Source organism: Mesorhizobium sp. NZP2077 (assembly GCF_013170805.1).
Taxonomy (GTDB): domain Bacteria; phylum Pseudomonadota; class Alphaproteobacteria; order Rhizobiales; family Rhizobiaceae; genus Mesorhizobium.
This window is the reverse complement of record NZ_CP051293.1, coordinates 326,788-346,515: the sequence shown is the minus strand read 5'-3', so window position 1 is coordinate 346,515 and position 19,728 is coordinate 326,788. Positions and strand designations below refer to the sequence as shown.

The following is a 19,728-nucleotide window of genomic DNA, read 5'->3' as shown; positions in this document are numbered from 1 at the left end:
ACCATTCTAAGCCTTTCTTAAGGCGGATGTGGGATGACGAGGCCTAGCGTTGGGCCGACGACATGGGCAGAACAAAGACCGAAAACATCCCGGCGGATGTTTACATCCAGTTTGTGCGGTCGTTGTTCGACAACGCCCACATGCTGGTGATTGGCGGCATCTGCTACTGGATCCTCGGATTCATGATCTACTTCCGCACGCACAATCCATTGTTCCTGGCTTTCTCTTTTTCCCTGCTGTCCATCAGCCTTTTCCGCTACTTCGGCATTCGTGACTTCCGAAAGGCCGGCGGTGTAATATCCAATGTCCAGGAGGCCCAGCGCTGGGAGCGCAATTACATCCTCAAGGGCAGCCTGCAGGGCCTCGGCTTGGGCGCGCTGTGCTTCATATCGATCTATGTCTATCCCGATCCCTTTGCCGAACTGGCCGCGACGTCGCTGGCCATCGCAACCTTGGTGACGGTTGTTGGCCGGAACTACGGGTCTCCGCTCATGGTGCGGATTTTTTCCGTGACCTTCATTGGTCCGGCGGCACTTGCACTCCTGCTGCGCATGGATCTCCCTTCGGTCGTTCTGGGCTTGATGATCATCCCGTTGACGTTCATCACCATCAACAGCGCCGACCACGTCCGCGACGTGCTTTTCTCGGCGGTCATCGGCCACAAGGAAGCGAGGAAGTTGGCGCACAGGTTCGATCGCGCCCTCAACACCATGTCGCACGGCCTTGTCATGCTCGGCCCCAACGGCCGCGTGGCGGTCGCCAATGCCGAAGCTGCCCATCTGATGTCGCTCAAGTCCGGGGATGCGCTGCTCGGGCGATCGATCCACGGTCTTTTGATGCGTGGTGTCGCCGGCGGCATGCTGGCGCCGAAGGATTGCCGCTATATCGAGGCCCAGCTGACACGCGCCCTGCGCGAGGGTCGCGACCGCAAGGTGCTGGTTTCCCTCGCCAACGGTCAGCACTATGAATTCTCGGCGCGTGAAGGCAGCCAGGAACTGGGGGTCATCACCTTCGAGGACGTGACGGCGCGTGTCGAGGCGGAAGACAAGATCCGCTTCATGGCGCGCTACGACAATCTCACCGGCCTGCCCAATCGCGCCTATTTCCACGAATTGGTCGGCGAGGCGATGGCGTCAGGAGACCGCGACCGTCTCTGCGGCCTGGCCGTGCTCGACCTCGATGATTTCAAGAGCGTCAACGACACGCTCGGGCATCCGATCGGCGACGGGTTGATCTACGCGGTTGCCGAGCGTCTTGCCGGCGTTGCGGGGCAAGGCATCACTGTCAGCCGTTTCGGCGGCGACGAATTCATGGTCTTCTTCGACCGCATCGAGGATGAAAGCCATCTGACCACGCAGATCGACGAGATATTTGCCGCATTGCAGGGCGAGGTGGACGTCGCCGGCCATGGGCTGCGCATCCAGGCCAGCGGCGGCGCCGTGCTGTCACGGGTCAGGGACAGCGATGTCGACGCCATGATCGTCAAGGCGGATCTGGCGCTTTACAAGGCCAAGGAGCTTGGCAAGAACGGCTGGCGGCTGTTCGAGGCGGCAATGGACGCGGCGTTCCGCAACCGCCAGCTGATGAAGGCGGATCTGCGCAGCGCGGTGGAAAGCAAGAGCCTGCGGGTCGTTTATCAGCCTATCGTGTCGATGAGCACCATGCGCATCGCCAGCTGCGAGGCGCTGTGCCGTTGGGATCATCCCGATCTCGGACCGATCTCACCAAGCATCTTCATTCCGCTCGCCGAGGAAATGGGCATCATTTCCGAGATCAGCACCTTCGTGTTGCAGGCAGCCTGCACCGAATGCTCAAAATGGCCGGATCAGACCAGCGTCTCGGTCAACCTCTCGGCCAAGGACTTCCGCAGCCGCGACGTCATCCAGAAGGTTCGCGATGCACTGGCGAGTTCCGGTCTTGCCGCCGGCCGGCTGGAGATCGAGGTCACTGAAACCGCGCTGCTCGACGACAAGTCGCTGACGCGGCAGTACATCGAGGAGTTGAAGCAGATTGGCGTTCGCATCGCGCTTGACGATTTCGGCACCGGTTATTCGAGCCTGAGCTACCTGCACAAGCTGCCGCTCGACAAGATCAAGATCGACCGCTCGTTCCTGATCGATGTCACCCAGAACCCCCGGTCGTTGGAACTGCTCAAGGGCATCGTCAACCTGTCGCGGCCACTGGGACTTTCCGTGACCGTCGAAGGCGTCGAGACCTTCGAGCAGCTCAAGATCCTGGCCTTGCAGGTCAAACCCGACCTCGTGCAAGGCTTCCTGTTCGGCGCCGCGCTCAGCGCGTCGGGTATCGAGACAATGTCGAATGCCACCTGGCCATTCGCCGCTGACCTGCGCCTCGCCAGCAAGCGGACAGCCACGTAGCGCCGTGAAGTTCGCCTGATTCCTGGCGTCTTCCGTCTCAAGTGCAGCCCTTGAAAGCGGACTTATGCGCATTTTAGTCAGGACATCGTCCCGCCGCGATCTTGCTTTTGCGCAATGCCGGCTCGCGCGCCGGCCTGTCGATGCAGGTGCGATGTTCCGGAGGCCATGATCCCATCCTTCTCCGGTGCATTGTTCATTAGGACATTCTCAGGTAAGCGCTCAACCGTTAAGGTTAACATAAGGTAAATCAACAACCTCTAAGTTTCTACTTGTGTCTCATTTTGACTCGAATAGCCTATCCGTAGGCGGAATTTCGAGGACAGATAATGGATGCTGCAAGGCCTGCAAGGGATGCGTCTGGCGTGGTCAGGGCAGCGGGGGATTCGGTACTCAACCGATCGATGATGCAACTGCTGGAGCATGTCGATTATCGCCTCATTACGGGGGGCGAGGATTTGGAGGCGATTTACCGGCTTCGCTACAAATCCTATCTGCGCTCAGGCATGTGCGGTCCAATCGCCAGCGGGATGTTCGAGGATCGCTGGGACAATCTACCCAATTCCTACCGGTTCGGTGTCTATTTCTACGGCGAATTGGTCAGCACGATCCGCTTCCACTACATTTCCGCAGAGCACCCGAATTCGCCCTCCGTCGATGCCTATCCGGAAATATTGCTCGAGCGGCTTGCCCGCGGCGAAACCTTTATCGACGGAACCCGGTTTGCAACCGATCCCGACAGCGCGCCGGCGCCCGGAGTGCTGCCGTTCCTGACACTCAGGCTTGCCATGGTGGCCTCGCTCTATTTTGGCCAGAACTCGGTGTTGACGCCGGTCAAGGTCGAGCACTCCAATTTTTATTCACGTTATTTCAATGCCGTGCAGAGGACCGAGGCCAAGGAATTTCCGGGCGTTCTTACCCGGATCGCCCTGTTCGAAATCCCTGCCGGCGAAAATATGCGCCGGACACTCGAACGGTTCCCGTTCTTCAGGTCGACGCCGACGGAGCAGCGGCTGATGTTCAGCAATCCGGCCATCAACCGGCTGACACCCTTGTCCATCGTGCCGACAGCGAAATATTATCGCGCCGCCGCGTAGGCGCCCCTATTTTTGCAAGGCGTCTGGAGCCTTCCGGCCGGATCCGCGTTCTGATGATTGCGGTGCGTTCGCTCCGCGTCCTCATTTCGGCGGATCTGCCAAAAGGAACCCGACATGCATATTTCCCAGCTCGCGCTGACGCCGCTTATCTCGCTGATTGCCGGTGTGCTGATCCTCGTCATGCCACGACTGCTGAACTATATCGTCGCGCTCTATCTGATCGTCGTTGGTCTGCTCGGACTTTTCCCGCATCTTGCCGGCTGAGGAAACTCTCAGCCTACGAAAAAGCGCAGCGCGGCGGCGACGATCGCCTCCGGCGCGTCTTCCTGCATCAGATGGCCGGAGCCCGGGATGAGCGTCAGGCCGCAATTCGGCAGCATGGCCACGAGCTTTTGGCCGCTTTGCGGCGGTATCCAGCGGTCTTCCTCTCCCCACAGCAGCGCGACGGGGCAGCGGAATTTGCCGTAGAGCGGTTCAACCTCGTCGGTGAAAAGCCGATCCATCTGTGCGATCTGCCGGTAGAAAGCCGGCTGGCCAACAGGCCCGGTCCATGGCGCGACATAGGGTTCCAGATCGCTGTCGGACAAAGATCTGGCCGCGGCGCCTGAAATGTAGGCTTTCAGGATTGCAACCTGTATGTAGTCCGGCATGCCGGCGAAGGCGGCCTCATGCTGACGGACATGCTGGACAAAGGGCGAGCCCCACGGCCGCACCGCCACAGGATCGATCAGCAGCAGCCTGTCATAGTCGCAACTGTCGATCAGATGCGCGCGCAATGCCGTGGCGCCGCCGAAATCATGGGCGATGATCTTGGGCCGGTCGAGTTTCCAAAAGGCCAGCATCGCCGCCAGCGCCTTGTTCTGGATGCCCAGCGAAACGTCTTGGCCTTCCCGTTTGCCGGATCGCCCATATCCGGGAAGGTCGTAGAAATACAGCGTATGGTCGCGCGCCAGTTCCGGTGCGACGCGATGCCAGACATACGAGGAGAACGGCGTACCGTGCACGAGCACGATCGGCGGGCCTGAGCCGGCGGTTCCCCACGCGATAGTCGTGCCGTTCCAGTCAAATGTCTGTGTGGGTGTGATCATGTCGCTTCACCAACCGGCTGTTCGTCTGGCGACAATAATCCCCCGCGATGTCGTCCAGAACCGCCAAATTCTGACAGCAGCTTCAACGGAACTCATGCGGGACCGCCGGTGATCGCACCGCCAACAGGCTGGAGGTCGGCGGCAGTTTCAATTTTCCCTTGAGGCAGTTGTCGGCCCAATGCGGCAATAGCGCCATTGCTCTCGGCCCGGCTTTTAGGTATGTGCCTGAAAGATGTCTTCGAAGGGGTATTCCTATGGCTGATCACTCGCCGACCGGTCCTGTCGAACTGGGCGCGAAGATGGACTATGCCGAACATGACCGCACCTATGCGGGCTTTCTCGCGCTGGCCAAATACGGATCGCTTTTCTGCGGCGCGTTGCTCATCGCGATGGCTTTCGGCTTCTTTGCGGCCGGTTTCTTCTCGGCGCTTATCCTGTTCGTCCTGATACTGGCCGTCGGCGCCTTCATTCTGCGATAGACCTTCCAAAGCCCGTTGCCATTGACGTCGCCGGATATTCCGGCCGACACTTTGCGCAAACAGGTTCCAGCCGAAAGGATCATGCGGTGGGACAGTCGGTTTTCATCCCTCGTGAGCTTGATGCGAACGAGCCGCGCGTCGCGGCCTCGCCCGATACGGTCAAGCGGCTGGCGGGGCTGGGCCTCGACGTGATTGTCGAAACCGGCGCCGGCACGAGGTCGCGTATTCCCGACGAAGAGTTTGCCAAGGCTGGCGCTGCCATCGGCAAGGCTTCCGATGTCGGCAAGGCCGATGTCGTGCTGAAGGTTCGCCGGCCAACGGAAGCCGAGTTGAAGAGCTACAAATCCGGCGCGGCGGTGATCGCCATCATGGATCCCTACGGCAACGATGTCGCAGTAGCGGCTCTGGCCAAGGCCGGTGTCACCGCCTTCTCGATGGAATTCATGCCGCGCATCACCCGCGCGCAATCCATGGATGTGCTGTCCAGCCAGGCCAACCTTGCCGGCTATCAGGCGGTGATCGACGGCGCTTCGGAATATGATCGCGCCTTGCCGATGATGATGACGGCGGCCGGCACGGTGCCGGCAGCGAAGGTCTTCATCATGGGTGTCGGCGTTGCCGGCCTCCAGGCGATCGCCACGGCGCGCCGCCTAGGCGCGGTCGTTACCGCCACCGACGTGCGCCCCGCCGCAAAGGAACAGGTCGCCTCGCTTGGCGCGAAATTCCTCGCCGTCGAGGACGACGAGTTCAAGGCCGCAGAAACCGCCGGCGGCTACGCCAAGGAAATGTCGAAGGAATACCAGGCCAAGCAGGCGGCACTGACCGCCGAGCACATCGCCAAGCAGGACATCGTCATCACCACGGCGCTGATCCCCGGCCGGCCGGCGCCCAGGCTGGTGTCGGCGGCCATGGTCGCCTCGATGAAGCCGGGCTCGGTGCTCATCGATCTGGCAGTCGAGCGCGGCGGCAATGTCGAGGGCGCGGTGCCGGGTCAGGTCGTCACCACGGCCAACAACGTCAAGATCGTCGGCCATCTCAACGTGCCCGGCCGCGTCGCCGCATCCGCCTCGCTGCTCTACGCCAGGAACCTGTTCGCTTTCCTCGAGACGCTGGTCGACAAGACGACCAAGACGCTCGCCATCAACCGCGACGACGACCTGGTCAAGGCGACGATGCTGACCGACGGCGGCAAGGTCGTTCATCCGGCCTTCGCCAAGGCCGACCAGCAGCCTCATGTCGAACCGGCCGCGATACCGGCCACGACGATGGTTGCCGACGCCTCGGTTGAACCCAAGAAAGCCGCGCCCAGGAAAACTGCCGCATCCAAGTCGTCCTCGTCCAAGCCGAAAGGGACCGCGTGATGGATCAGACCCTGCAGAAAGCCCTCGACCAGCTCGACCAGGCAAGCGCTGCCGTCAGGCTGGCGGTGCAGAATCTGGCCAATGCTCCAGGCGGTGCCGATGCGGCGGGTGATGCCGCGCACGCACTCTCCGGCGGCGCCATCGATCCCTTCGTCTTCCGCTTCGCCATCTTCATCCTGGCAATCTTCGTCGGCTACTACGTCGTCTGGTCGGTGACGCCGGCACTGCACACGCCGTTGATGGCGGTCACCAACGCCATTTCCTCGGTCATCGTCGTCGGTGCGCTGCTTGCCGTCGGCATCGCGGCTTCCGGCGTTGCCGCAGGCTTCGGCTTCGTCGCGCTGATGCTGGTCTCGGTCAACATTTTCGGCGGCTTTCTGGTCACCCAGCGCATGCTGGCGATGTACAAGAAGAAGGACAAGTAGAGCGCCATGAACGCCAACTTCGCGTCCTTCCTCTATCTGGTCTCCGGCGTCCTGTTCATCATGGCGCTGCGTGGCCTGTCGCATCCGACCACCAGCCGCCAGGGCAATATGTACGGCATGATCGGCATGGGTATCGCCATCGCTACCACGCTGGCGCTGGCGATTCCGTTTGTCCCGTCGGCCGGCCGCTACGGGCTGATCGTGCTTGGCCTCGCCATTGGCGGTAGCGTCGGCGCCGTCACCGCGCGCCGCATCGCCATGACCTCGATGCCGCAGCTGGTTGCTGCCTTCCACAGCCTCGTCGGCCTTGCCGCCGTCATGGTGGCTGCTGCGGCCATCTACGCGCCGGAAAGTTTTAGCATCGGCACGGCGGGCAACATCCATGCCCAGGCGCTGATCGAGATGAGCCTCGGCGTCGCCATCGGCGCCATCACCTTCACCGGTTCGGTCATCGCCTTCCTCAAGCTCGACGGCCGCATGTCCGGCAAGCCGATCATGATCGGCGGCCGCCACTTCATCAACGCCGCGCTTGGCGTCGCACTGATCGTGCTGATCGTGCTGCTGGTCGGCACGGAATCGAAGCTTGTTTTCTGGCTGATCGTCGCCGCCTCGCTGGTGCTCGGCATCCTCTTGATCATCCCGATCGGCGGCGCCGACATGCCGGTCGTCGTCTCGATGCTCAACTCCTATTCCGGCTGGGCGGCGGCAGCGCTCGGCTTCACGCTCGGCAATCTGGCACTGATCATCACCGGCGCGCTGGTGGGCTCGTCCGGCGCGATCCTGTCCTACATTATGTGCAAAGGCATGAACCGCAGCTTCATCTCGGTCATCCTCGGCGGCTTCGGCGGCGAGACCGCGGCTGCGGCCGACGATGGCATCGAGCGCACTGTCAAGCAGGGCTCGGCGGATGACGCCGCCTATCTGATGATGAACGCGCAAAAGGTCATCATCGTGCCGGGCTACGGCATGGCGGTCGCCCAGGCACAGCATGCGCTGCGCGAAATGGCTGACAAGCTCAAGGCCAACGGTGTCGACGTCAAATACGCCATCCACCCGGTCGCCGGCCGTATGCCGGGCCACATGAACGTGCTGCTGGCCGAAGCCAATGTGCCTTATGACGAGGTGTTCGAGCTCGAGGACATCAACTCCGAATTCGCCCAGGCCGACGTCGCCTATGTCATCGGCGCCAACGATGTCACCAACCCTTCGGCCCGCGACGACAAGTCGTCGCCGATCTATGGCATGCCGATCCTCGACGTCGACAAGGCCCGCACCTGCCTGTTCGTCAAGCGCTCGCTCGGCTCCGGCTATGCCGGCATCGACAACACGCTGTTCTACAAGGACGGCACCATGATGCTGCTCGGCGATGCCAAGAAGATGACCGAGGAAATCGTCAAGGCCATGGATCACTGATCCAGCTGATAGTCTCGATATCCGAATAGCAAAGAGCCCGGTTTCGAAGCCGGGCTCTTTCAATTCTGGGGAACTGTCTGCCCGTTTAGCGGCTGGTCAGGAAAACCGCTTCCTCTTCGTCGCGCTGCCTGCCGCCGAGAGCGGCCGCGGCACTGGCGATGAAGGCGCCGATGACCAGCGACAAGGCGCCAAGCAGGGCAAAGGTCGCACTGCCCTTCCTGGCTGTATCGGCGGCCTGCTTGGCCTTGACCTTGGCGTCCTCGACCTTGGCAACCAGGGCATCGACACGCGCCTTGGCGTCCGCCTCGGAAAGGCCGGTGCGGGCGGCAACCAGTTGCGAGAGATAGGTCTTGTCGTCGGCCGAAATCTCGCCCGCGGCGGCACTGGCGATCAAGACTCGTGAGGCCTGACCAACCGCGGCGGCGTTACCGTCCGGACCAGCCGCCCCGAGCTTGCTCGGATCGGCGGGACGGAACAGCGAATCCACCAGATAGGAGGTTGCGTTGTCGGTCGATGCGCCGCCGGCATCGGCGGACGCGCCGGCCGATGCACCCATGGCAGCGCCCGACGCTACGGTGGAGACCGCCTGCACGCCTGTACCAAGCGCTGCGGAAAGTGCTGAACCGAGGACGCCGACGACGAGCAGTGTAGCCAGCGCCCAGGCAAGGAAGCCATGAGCGGTGTCACGGAAATACACCTCGTCAGTGTGGATGCCGACCCATTTGGTGCGCAGGCGTCCGGCAAGGTAGCCGCCGACGCCGGAGGACAGCCATTGCACGATGATCAGCCAGATGGCGGTCGACACTGCGAAGGTGGTGATCGACGCGCCGGACCCCGACCACGGTGAAACCATGCTGAGCCCAAGCCCTGAGCCAAGCAGCATGAGGATAAAGGTCAAGGTCGAAGCCGCGAAGGCCCCGGCGATGATCGGCCCCCAGCTGACGGCTGTGGCGGAGGATTCTTCCGAAGCGGACAGGTCGATAGCCGACACGGTGGACTGCATCGACGCCCCCTACCGTACGAACAGCATGATGAGAATGATGATCGGAATCGGAATACCGAGCAACCAGAGCAAAATGCCACGTCCCATGAAAAGCCTCCTGTGAGAAATTGTGATCGATGTTGTCACAATGTCGTCGGAGGCCTTCCGTTCCGGCGGGGCATAAAATGATTTTATTGGCACAGAAGGAAAACTTGGCGCGCCGCGGCGCGTCAACGTCAGGGATCGATATCGAGATCAAATATCGAGATTGGCCACCGACAGCGCATTGTCCTGGATGAATTCGCGCCGCGGCTCAACCTCGTCGCCCATCAGCCGCGAGAACAGGCTGTCGGCATCGGTCGCATCGTTGACCTTGACCTGCAGCAGCGAGCGCACATTCGGGTCGAGCGTGGTTTCCCAGAGCTGTTCGGCATTCATCTCGCCGAGACCCTTGTAGCGCTGCATGGTCAGGCCCTTGCGGCCGGTCGCAAAGACGGCGTTGAGCAGCGCCAGCGGGCCCGAGACGACTTCGGACACGTCCTTGCGGCGCAGCACCGGCGGCGTCCCGTAGACCTCGCTGAGGCGCTGTGCGTAGCGGTCGAGCTGGCGGGCGTCGGCCGAATTGATCAGTCCCATGTCGAGATGGGCGTATTCCTTGACGCTGCGCACGGTGCGCTCGAAGATATAGCCGCCACTGCCGTCATTCGAGGTCGACATGCGGCCGGTCCAGCCGCGCTCGGTGTCCTCGGCGATGATGTCGAGCCGTTGCGCAATCCGCTCCGCCATGGCGTTGGCGCCGCCAAGATCGTTGAAGACGTCGGGGTTGAGCCCACCGGCGATCGCGGCTTGTTCGACCACGCCTCTGTTGTAGCGCGTGTGCAGGCCGTTGATGAGCTGGCGCACAGCCAGCGCGTCTTCGACGGCACCGCGCAGATCCTGTCCGATCCGCACTTCCCCCGAGCCCAGCGTAAGCGAGGCTTCCTCCAGCCCGGAATCGATCAGGAACTCTTCGAAGGCGCTTTCATTCTTGATGTATTGCGAGCTCTTGCCACGCGTCACTTTGTAGAGCGGCGGCTGGGCGATGTAGAGATGGCCGCGCTCGATCAGCTCCGGCATCTGCCGGAAGAAGAAGGTGAGCAGCAGGGTTCTGATGTGGGCGCCGTCGACGTCGGCGTCGGTCATCAGGATGATCTTGTGGTAGCGCAGCTTGTCTGCGTTGAACTCGTCCTTGCCGATCGAGGTGCCGAGCGCGGTGATCAGCGTGCCGATCATGTCGGAGCCGAGCATGCGGTCGAAGCGCGCCCGCTCGACATTGAGGATCTTGCCGCGCAAGGGAAGGATCGCCTGGTTCTGTCGCGAACGGCCGCCCTTGGCCGAGCCACCGGCCGAGTCGCCCTCGACGATGAAGATTTCGGATTTCGCCGGATCGCGTTCCTGGCAGTCGGCCAGCTTGCCAGGCAGGGAGGTGACGCCGAGCGAACTCTTGCGGGTGATGTCGCGCGCCTTGCGCGCCGCTTCACGCGCCGCCGCGGCCTGGATCACCTTGTCGATGACCACCTTGCCTTCGGTCGGATGCTCTTCCAGCCAGGTGCCGAGCGCCTCGTTGACCAGCCCCTCGACCACCGGACGCACTTCCGAGGAAACCAGCTTGTCCTTGGTCTGCGAGGAGAACTTCGGGTCAGGAACCTTGACCGACAGCACCGCCGTCAGCCCTTCGCGGCAATCGTCGCCGATCAGCGAGACTTTTTCCTTCTTGGTCAGGCCCGAGGACTCGCCATAGCCGGTGATCTGGCGCGTCAGCGCGCCACGGAAACCGGCCAGATGGGTGCCGCCATCGCGCTGCGGGATGTTGTTGGTGAAGGCCAGCACGTTCTCGTGGTAACTGTCGTTCCACCACATCGCCACTTCGACGGTGATGCCGTCGCGCTCCGCCTTGATGGCGATCGGTTTCTCGATCAGCGGTTTCTTGACCCGGTCGAGATATTTGACGAACTCTTCGAGGCCGCCATCATAGTGCAGCTCATGCCGCACGATGTCGGCGTGGCGGGCGTCGGTGAGAATGATGCGGACGCCGGAATTGAGGAAGGCGAGCTCGCGCAGCCGGTGCTCCAGCGTGCCGAAGTCGAACTCGACCATGGTGAAGGTCTCGGACGACGGAAAGAACGTGATCTGGCTGCCGCTGCGGCCCTCATAGGTGCCTGGCTGCTTGTCCTGTTCGTAGCTGCCCGTAGCCTTCAACGGCGCATCGGCATTGCCGTGCGTGAAGCTCATCTCGAAGATCTGGCCGTTGCGGCGGATCTTCAGCTTCAGCCATGCCGAAAGGGCGTTGACCACCGAGACGCCGACGCCATGCAGACCGCCCGACACCTTGTAGGAGTTCTGGTCGAATTTGCCGCCGGCATGCAGCTGCGTCATGATCACTTCCGCCGCCGAAATGCCTTCGCCGGTATGGATATCGGTCGGAATGCCACGGCCATTGTCGATCACCGTCACCGAACCATCGGGGTTGAGCGTCACCGTGACGAGGTCGGCGTGACCGGCCAAGGCCTCGTCGATGGCGTTGTCGACCACCTCATAGACCATGTGGTGCAGGCCCGAACCGTCGTCGGTGTCGCCGATATACATGCCGGGGCGTTTGCGGACAGCGTCCAACCCCTTCAAAACCTTGATGGAATCGGCGCCGTATTCGGCTTCTGCGCCGTTTGAGTTCTCGGTCTGGTCGCTCATGAAAACCTGTTGTCTAGATGCCGCTTTTACAACGCGAAAAATCGGCCCCGAATCGCGCGTCTGATATCGACTAGATATAGGCGCTAAAGGCGGTTTTTCCAAGGTTTACGGGCATTTCCGGCCCAAATCCCGGGCCGGCAGCCGGCTATTTTTTTTGGGCGTTGAATTTGGCGAGAAGGCCGCGCAAATATTTGATCGTGGATTTGTCTCTGGGCGCCAGCCGGCCGGTGCGGTCGAGCTCAAGCGTCAGGTTCAGCGCCTGGGTCAGCGCGGCCTTCGGATCTTTCGCCACATACGCATAGTTGATGTAGGCCTGCACCAGATCGAATTGCCAGATCGCATTGTTGGGATCGGACTGGGCCAGTTTCTGGCGGATTTCGAGGCTGGCTTCGAAAGCCTTCTTGGAGCCCTCGAAATGGCGCTGCTTGGTCTCCAGCATGCCGATTTCCGACAGAGTGATAGAGAGGTCGCGTTGCCAGTCGGAATTGCCTGGGTCGAGCTTCGCCAGACGGTCGGCAATGACAAGACTGTCCTGGTAGTTTTGCAATGCATCGCCGACATTGCCCTGGGCATCAAGCACACCGGCAACCTTTTCAAGACAGACCGACAGGTCGCGCTGCCAGTCGGTGTTGCCGGGGTCATCAGCGGCAAGGTCACGCGCGACAGTCAGCGCCTGCTGATAGGAAGCCAGTGCTGCCGGCCAGTTCTCCTGGTCGTTGAGCGCGTTGCCGGTCTTGGCGTAACTGATCGACAGGTCGCGCTTCAAGTCGGTATCGTTAGGGTCACGGCGCACCAGGTCTTCGGCGATCGCCTGGCTCTTGGTGTAGGCCCCGAGCGCACCGGCGGCGTCGCCGCGCTCGCGCAGCACGTCACCGATCCTCTCCTGGCTGACAGCGACAGCGCGCTGACGCTCGGGGGCATCGGGTCTGTCATCGGCCAGCACCAGCCGAATTCTCAGGCTCTCTTCAAAGGCCGCCTGGGCGCTGTCCAACTGGCCGGCGGTCCGGGCAAGGTCGCCGATTTCGTCATAGGTTATGGTCAGGTCGCGCAGCAGATCGGCGCTGTTCGGCTCGGCATCGGCCAACTGCTGCTTGATCGACAGGCTTTGCTGATAGGCCTTGGCCCCCGCGCCCAGATTGCCTTGCGTCGCCAGCACGTTGCCGATCTTGTCATTGGCCATGGCAAGGTCGCCGAGCCAGCCTTTCTTGTCCGGCACGCTTGCGGTCAGATCCTGCAGCATATCCCTGGCCGCCTCATAGTTTTCCAGCGAGGTCGGCAGGTCACCTTGCGCCATCTCAGTGTTGGCGAGCTTGATATGGCTGATGGCGAGATCGCGCTTGACGCTGGGATCGGTTTCCTGACGCGAACGCTGCTCGAGGTTGGCCACGAGCGCGGTAAAGGCGCGGCCGGCCGCCTCGACATTGCCCGCCGTCGTATATAGAATACCGAGTTCCTCCAGCGTGCGGCTCTGGCGGTCGGCCTGTTCCAGGTTGAGCGAGGTCTGCCCGGCCTCGCCATACAGCGCCAGCACCGATTCATAGTCACTGATGGCCGTGGCGTAGTCGAGGTCGGCGCGCGCCGCACCGCCGGAGAGGAAGCGCGTCGCGGCCTCGGACAGGGTGCGGCTGACGAAATTGACCTTCAGCGCCTGACGCGAAACATTGTCGATGTCGGCGGCCTTGGCGAGAAGGGCGCGGGCGCCATCGAAGGCGCCGAGCGAAAGCTGCTCCTCGGCCTGCCGGCGCAGCTCCGTCACCTGCGGGTCGTCGGAGGCAAGCGTCTTCATTTCGCTGCGTACCTTGACGAAGGCGTCGGCCGCCTCGCGCAGCCGGGCGTTCAGGCTGTCCGCCGACAAATGGCTGGTGTCGGTGCCGATCAGCGCGCCATAAAGGGGCGCCAGCGGCATGTCGGCATCGCTGGCGATCTGCTCGACCTCGCCGCGCATTTCCGGCGTCACATCGGCCATGGCCAGCAGCAGCCGTTCGCGCTCCGGCAGCTGTTCCTTGGCGGCAGCGGCGAAGAACAGTTTTGGCAGGCCGCTTTCGACATAAGGCAGCTGCTTGCCGCGGGAAAGGTCATAAACCTCCTGCTGCACCAAGGTCAGCACCGAGCGGATTTCCAGCCCGTCCGTGCCGAGATATTTGGTCAGCGCCGTCGTGAACGGCGAATTCTCGCCGGTTCCGTCGGCAGCCGTCTCGCCGGGTGCGGCCGAGAAAGCAAATAGGATGTTTTCCGCTCGCCCGACGCGGCCAAGGCCTGGCTTGACCTTGTCGGCGACATCCTTGGTCAGCGCGGTCACGCCGCGACCGTCGCCGCTGCTTGCCGAGAACGGGTCGCTGCGGCAGGCGTCGAGCACGATCAGCCCGACCTTGGCGGTGGCGGCCACGGCAGCGCGCACTTCCTCCAGTGGCAGGCTGGTCTTGTCCAGTTGATCAAGTGAGGAGGCGTCGGCGTCGACCGGCAGCAACCGGTTGTCGCCGGAGATTTCGACGCCATGGCCGGAGAAGTAGACCAGCGCCACATCGGCACCCTTGGCGTCGTCGCGAAAATCGTCGAGGGCGCGCCGCATGCGCCTGAGATCACGGTTGGTTTCAAGCACGACTTCGAAGCCGAGCTTCTTCAGCGCCGCTTCCATAGCCTCGCCGTCATGGATGGGATTGGCCAGTGGCCGAACCATCCGGTAGTCGTCTTCTACCATGACCAATGCCACGCGCCGCTCCGCCACCGCTGTGGCGGTAGCCGACAAGAACAGCAGCAAGGCAAACAGCAAGCGCAAGTCGAACCGCCCCCGGCTCAGTCACCTGCCGACCATTCCACCTCTTTATGGCGCGAGCAAGCCAGGCCGAAAGCCGGCTTTTTCAGGCAGCGTTACCCGCCAGGGTTTCCGGTGCCAGCTTCGTTATTTGGCTGGCGCATCCAGCAGCTTGAGCCGTCTGCGCAATTCATCTGGAATCCAGGCGTCCGTGGGCGAGAGGATGCCGGCCTGCTGCATGTCGGACGCAATCTTGAGGGCCGTCGTCAAATTGGAACGGACATCAAGGCCCATCTCGGCCATTTTGAAATGGTCGATGATCATATCGCGCAGCCACATCGAATTGTCCGGATCGATGGCAGAGAAGCGTGCGGAGATGTCGAGCGACTGCTGGAAAAATTGGGCAGCGAGATCCTTGTTGCCCGATCTTGCCAGGAGATCGCCGATCTTGCCGCAATTGATCGCCAGATCGCGTTGCCAGAGGCTGTTGCTGGCGTCGTTTCCGGTGAGGGCTAGAGATGCATTGAGTGCCGATTTGTAGGCGGACAGAGCTGCTTCCGGCTCGCCATTCGCCAGATGCGCGTCGCCCAGCTTGCTGTAGTTGATTTCGAGATCGCGCAGCCACCGCGTGTTGCTCTGGTCGGTGGCGACCAGCGTTTCCCAGATATGGTTGGCCTCGTTGAATGCGGCGAGAGCCTCTGCATTTGCCTGCAGATTGAGCTGCGCGTCGCCGATGCTGTCATGCAGGATCGCGAGATCGCGCTGGCCTTCGAGATTTTCGGGATCGGCGCTGGCAAGGGCCGAACTCACGGCCAGGCCGGCCTGATAGGAAACGATCGCCTCCTTGTATTCGCCCAATATCTGCAAACTGTCGCCGATCTTGGTGTAGGAGACGCACAGGTCGCGTTGCCAGGTAAGATTGGTGGGATCCAGCTCCGTCAACTTCCGCCATATGGCAAAGCCCGAACTGAAGGCGTCGAGCGCCCGGCTGTAGTCGCCCTCAATGATGAGCACGTCACCGATCGTATCGTGGGCCACACCGAGCCGGCGCTGCCAGACGATGTTGTCGGGTTCGAGTCCGGCAACCCGTTTGGAAATCTCCAGCGCCTTCTGGTAGTAGGGCATCGCGTCCTTGAGATTGCCTTGTGAGCGCATGACATAGCCGATCCGGTCGTAACTAAACGAGAGATCGCTCTGCCATTCGAGCTCGGCCGGAGCCGCGGCAGCCACCTTCTCGGCGATATCAGCCGATGCCTGGTAGTCGGCAAGGCCATCGCCGAGCTTGCCCTGGGCAACGGCGGTATCGCCCATCTTGTCCAGACTGAGCGAAACATCCCGCTGCCAGACAACATTCGTCGGATCGATGCCGGCACGCTTTGTCGATCTTTCGTTCCATTCCTTGTAGGCCTTGGCGGCTTCATCCAGCCTGCCCAGCGTCGTATAGACATCGCCAAGCCGGGCCAGCGTGATGAGCTGCTGCAGCCGATCGTCAGCCGGAATGTCTTCGCCATTAACCTCGCGATAGAGCGCTGTCGCCTTCTCATAGCCATCCGCGGCCAGCTGGTATCTGAGCAGGGCGCTTGCCGCGCCGCCTTCCAGCGAATGGGTTGCCGCTTCCGAAAGCGTGCGTTCCACATAATTGGCCTTGAGCCGCTGGCGCGAATCCTTGTCTATTCCCGCTGCCTCAGCGAGCTTGGCGCGAGCGGCATCGAAAGCACCGAGCGAGAGCTGCCGTTCCGCTTCCTGCCGCAGCTGCGTCACCTCCGGGTCACCCGAGGCCAGCGTGGTCATTTCCCGCTGCACCTTGACGAAGGCATCGGCGGCTTCCCTGAGCTTGGCGGAGCGCTGCTCGGGACCGAGCGAGCCAAGATCCTTCGACAGCAGCGCGCCATAGAGCGGCGCCAGCGGCATGTCGGCATCGCTGGCGATCTGCTCGACCTCGCCGCGCATTTCCGGCGTCACATCGGCCATGGCCAGCAGCAGCCGTTCGCGCTCCGGCAGCTGTTCCTTGGCGGCAGCGGCGAAGAACAGTTTTGGCAGGCCGCTTTCGACATAAGGCAGCTGCTTGCCGCGGGAAAGGTCATAAACCTCCTGCTGCACCAAGGTCAGCACCGAGCGGATTTCCAGCCCGTCCGTGCCGAGATATTTGGTCAGCGCCGTCGTGAACGGCGAATTCTCGCCGGTTCCGTCGGCAGCCGTCTCGCCGGGTGCGGCCGAGAAAGCAAATAGGATGTTTTCCGCTCGCCCGACGCGGCCAAGGCCTGGCTTGACCTTGTCGGCGACATCCTTGGTCAGCGCGGTCACGCCGCGACCGTCGCCGCTGCTTGCCGAGAACGGGTCGCTGCGGCAGGCGTCGAGCACGATCAGCCCGACCTTGGCGGTGGCGGCCACGGCAGCGCGCACTTCCTCCAGTGGCAGGCTGGTCTTGTCCAGTTGATCAAGTGAGGAGGCGTCGGCGTCGACCGGCAGCAACCGGTTGTCGCCGGAGATTTCGACGCCATGGCCGGAGAAGTAGACCAGCGCCACATCGGCACCCTTGGCGTCGTCGCGAAAATCGTCGAGGGCGCGCCGCATGCGCCTGAGATCACGGTTGGTTTCAAGCACGACTTCGAAGCCGAGCTTCTTCAGCGCCGCTTCCATAGCCTCGCCGTCATGGATGGGATTGGCCAGTGGCCGAACCATCCGGTAGTCGTCTTCTGCCATGACCAATGCCACGCGCCGCTCCGCCACCGCTGTGGCGGTAGCCGACAAGAACAGCAGCAAGGCAAACAGCAAACGCACGTCGAACCGCCCCCCGGCTCAGTCGTTTGCTGACCATTCCACCTCTTTATGGCGCGAGCAAGCCGGGGAGTCGGCTAAAACCGGCTCCCTCAGGCAGTGCGCATCGGCTTCAGCGCCTGGCTCCAGCGCAACAGTTCGTCCAGCATCGTCTTGGCGCCACCGGTCACTTGGTCGCTGGCGCTGAAGGCGCCATTCTCGTCGAGCAGTTTCTGGTACATCGGCAGTGCGACGCCTTCCGAGATCGGCATGACACCCACCGAGGTCAGCAGCGGCTTCAGCGCCTGCGCCGCGCGCAGGCCGCCGGAGACGCCGCCATAGCTGAAAATGGCGGCCGGCTTGTACTTCCATTCGCGCGCGAGGTAGTCGATCGCGTTGACGATCGCGGGTGCTACGAAATAATTATACTCCGGCGCGACGAAGACGAAGGCGTCGGCGGCATCGATCGCCTTCGACCAGGCCTTGGTATGATCGTTCTGGTAGTTGCCAAGCCTCGGATGATGCGGCTCGTCGAGCACCGGCAGGTGGAACGCGGCGATGTCGGTCAGCACCGGCTCGAATTTTCCATGCTCGCGCGCGAAAGTCGCCAGCCACTCGGCAAAAACCGGGCCGGCGCGGCCGGGCCGCGTGCTGCCGATGATGATGTTCAACTGGTGCTTCAAGGCAGGCTCCTTTGTCAGGCGGTATCTGTTGGTGACTGTCACTACGGCAGAGCATCCCGGCGGGCAAGGCGGGTCACCTGGCGGAGCGGTCACGATCGGATGAACAGACTGTCTGTCTTCGCGTCCTGCTAGCGTGGTTCGGTCTGCCGTTCGGTCACATGGACGTCCGGGGTGCCAGCCACTACATTGATGGGAGCAGCGGAGCACTTCATGGACATTCAGCCCGCCCCCTTTGTTCCCCCCGCACCGAAGCCGCGCACGACGCCGCCTTCGACGCTGGAGATGATCCGGATCGTCTACCGCAATCCGCTCGAATTGTGGGGCGAGCATACCTATAACGAGCCCTGGATTTCTGCGAATGGCGTTGGTGGCCATCTGATCGTCGCCAACGATCCCGGCCTCATCCGCCATGTGCTCGTCGACAACGCCAAGAACTACAAGATGGCGACGGTGCGCCAGAAGATCCTGCGCCCGATCCTGCGCGATGGCTTGCTGACCGCCGAGGGCGAGGTCTGGAAGCGCTCCCGCAAGGCGATGGCGCCGGTGTTCACGCCGCGCCACATCTTCGGCTTCGCCCAGCCGATGTTGAAACGCGCGAAGGAGTTCGTCACCCGCTATGAAGAGGGCGGCATATCCGACATCGCCCATGACATGACATTGCTCACCTACGACATCCTCGCCGAGACACTGTTCTCTGGCGAGATCGCTGGCGAGCCGGGCAGTTTTGCCAATGAAATCGACCGCCTGTTCGAAACCATGGGCCGTGTCGATCCGCTCGACCTGTTGCGCGCGCCCGACTGGCTGCCGCGGCTCACCCGCATCCGCGGCCGCAAGACCATGGCCTATTTCCGCAAGATCGTGACCGATACGGTCAAGATGCGCGAAGAGAGGGTCAGGCGTGACCCCGATGGTGTGCCACAGGATTTCCTGACGCTGCTGCTCAAGGCCGAGGGTCCGGAGGGGCTGACACGAGCGGAAGTCGAGGACAACATCATCACCTTCATCGGCGCCGGCCATGAGACCACCGCGCGGGCGCTGGGCTGGACGCTCTATTGCCTCGCCGAATCGCCATGGGAGCGCAACCGGGTCGAGCAAGAGATCGACCAGGTGCTGGCGCGCGAATCCGATCCGACGAAGTGGCTTGATGCCATGCCGCTGATGCGCGCCGCCTTCGACGAGGCGCTCAGGCTCTATCCGCCGGCGCCGTCGATCAACCGCGAACCGATCGAGCCGGAGATGTGGAAGGATCTCTATATCCCCAAGCACGCGGCCGTGCTGGTGATGCCCTGGGTCGTGCATCGCCACAGGAAGCTATGGGACAGGCCCGATGCCTTCCTGCCCGAGCGCTTCCACCCGGGAAATCGCGAAAAAATCGACCGCTTCCAGTATCTGCCGTTCGGTGCGGGTCCGCGCGTCTGCATCGGGGCGAGTTTCGCCATGCAGGAAGCGATCATCGCGCTCGCCATCCTGTTGTCGCGCTTCCGCTTCGACACGACCGCTGACACGAAGCCCTGGCCGGTGCAGAAACTGACCACACAGCCGCAAGGCGGGTTGCCGATGCAGGTCACGCCCCGCTAGGCGTGCCGGTA

General features: G+C 62.4%; 14 protein-coding genes. 8 read left to right on the top strand and 6 right to left on the bottom strand.

Annotation, left to right across the window (positions count from 1 at the left end):
* Positions 1-62 precede the first annotated feature (62 nt).
* The 3 genes from HGP13_RS01560 to HGP13_RS01550 all read left to right on the top strand — a co-directional run bounded on the left by HGP13_RS01560 (position 63) and on the right by HGP13_RS01550 (position 3,736).
* Positions 63-2,378 carry an EAL domain-containing protein gene (locus tag HGP13_RS01560; protein WP_172220562.1) on the top strand — a complete coding sequence of 772 codons (2,316 nt, stop codon included), beginning with the start codon at positions 63-65 and terminating at the stop codon, positions 2,376-2,378.
* Between the two features lie 326 nt (positions 2,379-2,704).
* Entirely contained in the window at positions 2,705-3,472 is a 768-nt protein-coding gene (locus HGP13_RS01555) for an acyl-homoserine-lactone synthase (protein ID WP_246707256.1), read from the top strand.
* Positions 3,473-3,586: 114 nt separating this feature from the next.
* A complete protein-coding gene (locus HGP13_RS01550) occupies positions 3,587-3,736 on the top strand; it encodes a DUF3096 domain-containing protein (RefSeq protein WP_080680904.1) in 150 nt (49 codons plus the stop codon).
* An 8-nt stretch (positions 3,737-3,744) separates the two neighbouring features.
* On the opposite strand, the gene HGP13_RS01545 is transcribed toward HGP13_RS01550, so the two are convergent.
* The gene (locus HGP13_RS01545) at positions 3,745-4,560 is read right to left on the bottom strand and encodes an alpha/beta hydrolase (protein WP_172220559.1); all 816 of its coding nucleotides are present in this window, start codon (positions 4,558-4,560) and stop codon (positions 3,745-3,747) included.
* Positions 4,561-4,814: 254 nt separating this feature from the next.
* Between HGP13_RS01545 and HGP13_RS01540 the strand changes: the two genes are divergently transcribed.
* The 4 genes from HGP13_RS01540 (at position 4,815) to HGP13_RS01525 (ending at position 8,238) form a co-directional block, all read left to right on the top strand.
* Complete coding sequence (locus HGP13_RS01540; RefSeq protein ID WP_172220556.1) at positions 4,815-5,039, top strand: aa3-type cytochrome c oxidase subunit IV; 225 nt, start codon at positions 4,815-4,817, stop codon at positions 5,037-5,039.
* 86 nt (positions 5,040-5,125) lie between these two features.
* Positions 5,126-6,400: a Re/Si-specific NAD(P)(+) transhydrogenase subunit alpha gene (locus HGP13_RS01535; protein WP_172220553.1), complete on the top strand. Its 1,275-nt coding sequence runs from the start codon at positions 5,126-5,128 to the stop codon at positions 6,398-6,400.
* Complete coding sequence (locus HGP13_RS01530; RefSeq protein ID WP_172220550.1) at positions 6,397-6,825, top strand: proton-translocating transhydrogenase family protein; 429 nt, start codon at positions 6,397-6,399, stop codon at positions 6,823-6,825. The genes HGP13_RS01535 and HGP13_RS01530 overlap by 4 nt, the downstream gene beginning before the upstream one ends.
* A 6-nt stretch (positions 6,826-6,831) precedes the next feature.
* The gene (locus HGP13_RS01525) at positions 6,832-8,238 is read left to right on the top strand and encodes an NAD(P)(+) transhydrogenase (Re/Si-specific) subunit beta (protein ID WP_172220546.1); all 1,407 of its coding nucleotides are present in this window, start codon (positions 6,832-6,834) and stop codon (positions 8,236-8,238) included.
* An 85-nt stretch (positions 8,239-8,323) separates the two neighbouring features.
* On the opposite strand, the gene HGP13_RS01520 is transcribed toward HGP13_RS01525, so the two are convergent.
* From HGP13_RS01520 to HGP13_RS01500, 5 genes are all read right to left on the bottom strand, one after another.
* Complete coding sequence (locus HGP13_RS01520; protein ID WP_172220543.1) at positions 8,324-9,241, bottom strand: hypothetical protein; 918 nt, start codon at positions 9,239-9,241, stop codon at positions 8,324-8,326.
* A 234-nt stretch (positions 9,242-9,475) separates the two neighbouring features.
* A complete protein-coding gene (gyrB, locus tag HGP13_RS01515) occupies positions 9,476-11,947 on the bottom strand; it encodes a DNA topoisomerase (ATP-hydrolyzing) subunit B (RefSeq protein ID WP_172220540.1) in 2,472 nt (823 codons plus the stop codon).
* 145 nt (positions 11,948-12,092) lie between these two features.
* Positions 12,093-14,723: a caspase family protein gene (locus HGP13_RS01510; protein ID WP_246707255.1), complete on the bottom strand. Its 2,631-nt coding sequence runs from the start codon at positions 14,721-14,723 to the stop codon at positions 12,093-12,095.
* Between the two features lie 123 nt (positions 14,724-14,846).
* Positions 14,847-17,480: a caspase family protein gene (locus HGP13_RS01505; protein WP_246707254.1), complete on the bottom strand. Its 2,634-nt coding sequence runs from the start codon at positions 17,478-17,480 to the stop codon at positions 14,847-14,849.
* Between the two features lie 89 nt (positions 17,481-17,569).
* Complete coding sequence (locus tag HGP13_RS01500; protein WP_172220537.1) at positions 17,570-18,139, bottom strand: NADPH-dependent FMN reductase; 570 nt, start codon at positions 18,137-18,139, stop codon at positions 17,570-17,572.
* Between the two features lie 210 nt (positions 18,140-18,349).
* On the opposite strand from HGP13_RS01500, the gene HGP13_RS01495 reads away from it, so the two are divergent.
* Positions 18,350-19,717, top strand: a complete 1,368-nt coding sequence (locus HGP13_RS01495) for a cytochrome P450 (protein WP_172220534.1) — start codon at positions 18,350-18,352, stop codon at positions 19,715-19,717.
* Positions 19,718-19,728 lie beyond the last annotated feature (11 nt).

Coding starts and splice junctions, on each gene's coding strand:
- HGP13_RS01560 (WP_172220562.1), top strand. CDS start 63: ATGGGCAGAACAAAGACCGAAAACATCCCGGCGGATGTTTACATCCAG.
- HGP13_RS01555 (WP_246707256.1), top strand. CDS start 2,705: ATGGATGCTGCAAGGCCTGCAAGGGATGCGTCTGGCGTGGTCAGGGCA.
- HGP13_RS01550 (WP_080680904.1), top strand. CDS start 3,587: ATGCATATTTCCCAGCTCGCGCTGACGCCGCTTATCTCGCTGATTGCC.
- HGP13_RS01545 (WP_172220559.1), bottom strand. CDS start 4,560: ATGATCACACCCACACAGACATTTGACTGGAACGGCACGACTATCGCG.
- gyrB (WP_172220540.1), bottom strand. CDS start 11,947: ATGAGCGACCAGACCGAGAACTCAAACGGCGCAGAAGCCGAATACGGC.
- HGP13_RS01525 (WP_172220546.1), top strand. CDS start 6,832: ATGAACGCCAACTTCGCGTCCTTCCTCTATCTGGTCTCCGGCGTCCTG.
- HGP13_RS01495 (WP_172220534.1), top strand. CDS start 18,350: ATGGACATTCAGCCCGCCCCCTTTGTTCCCCCCGCACCGAAGCCGCGC.
- HGP13_RS01540 (WP_172220556.1), top strand. CDS start 4,815: ATGGCTGATCACTCGCCGACCGGTCCTGTCGAACTGGGCGCGAAGATG.
- HGP13_RS01520 (WP_172220543.1), bottom strand. CDS start 9,241: ATGCAGTCCACCGTGTCGGCTATCGACCTGTCCGCTTCGGAAGAATCC.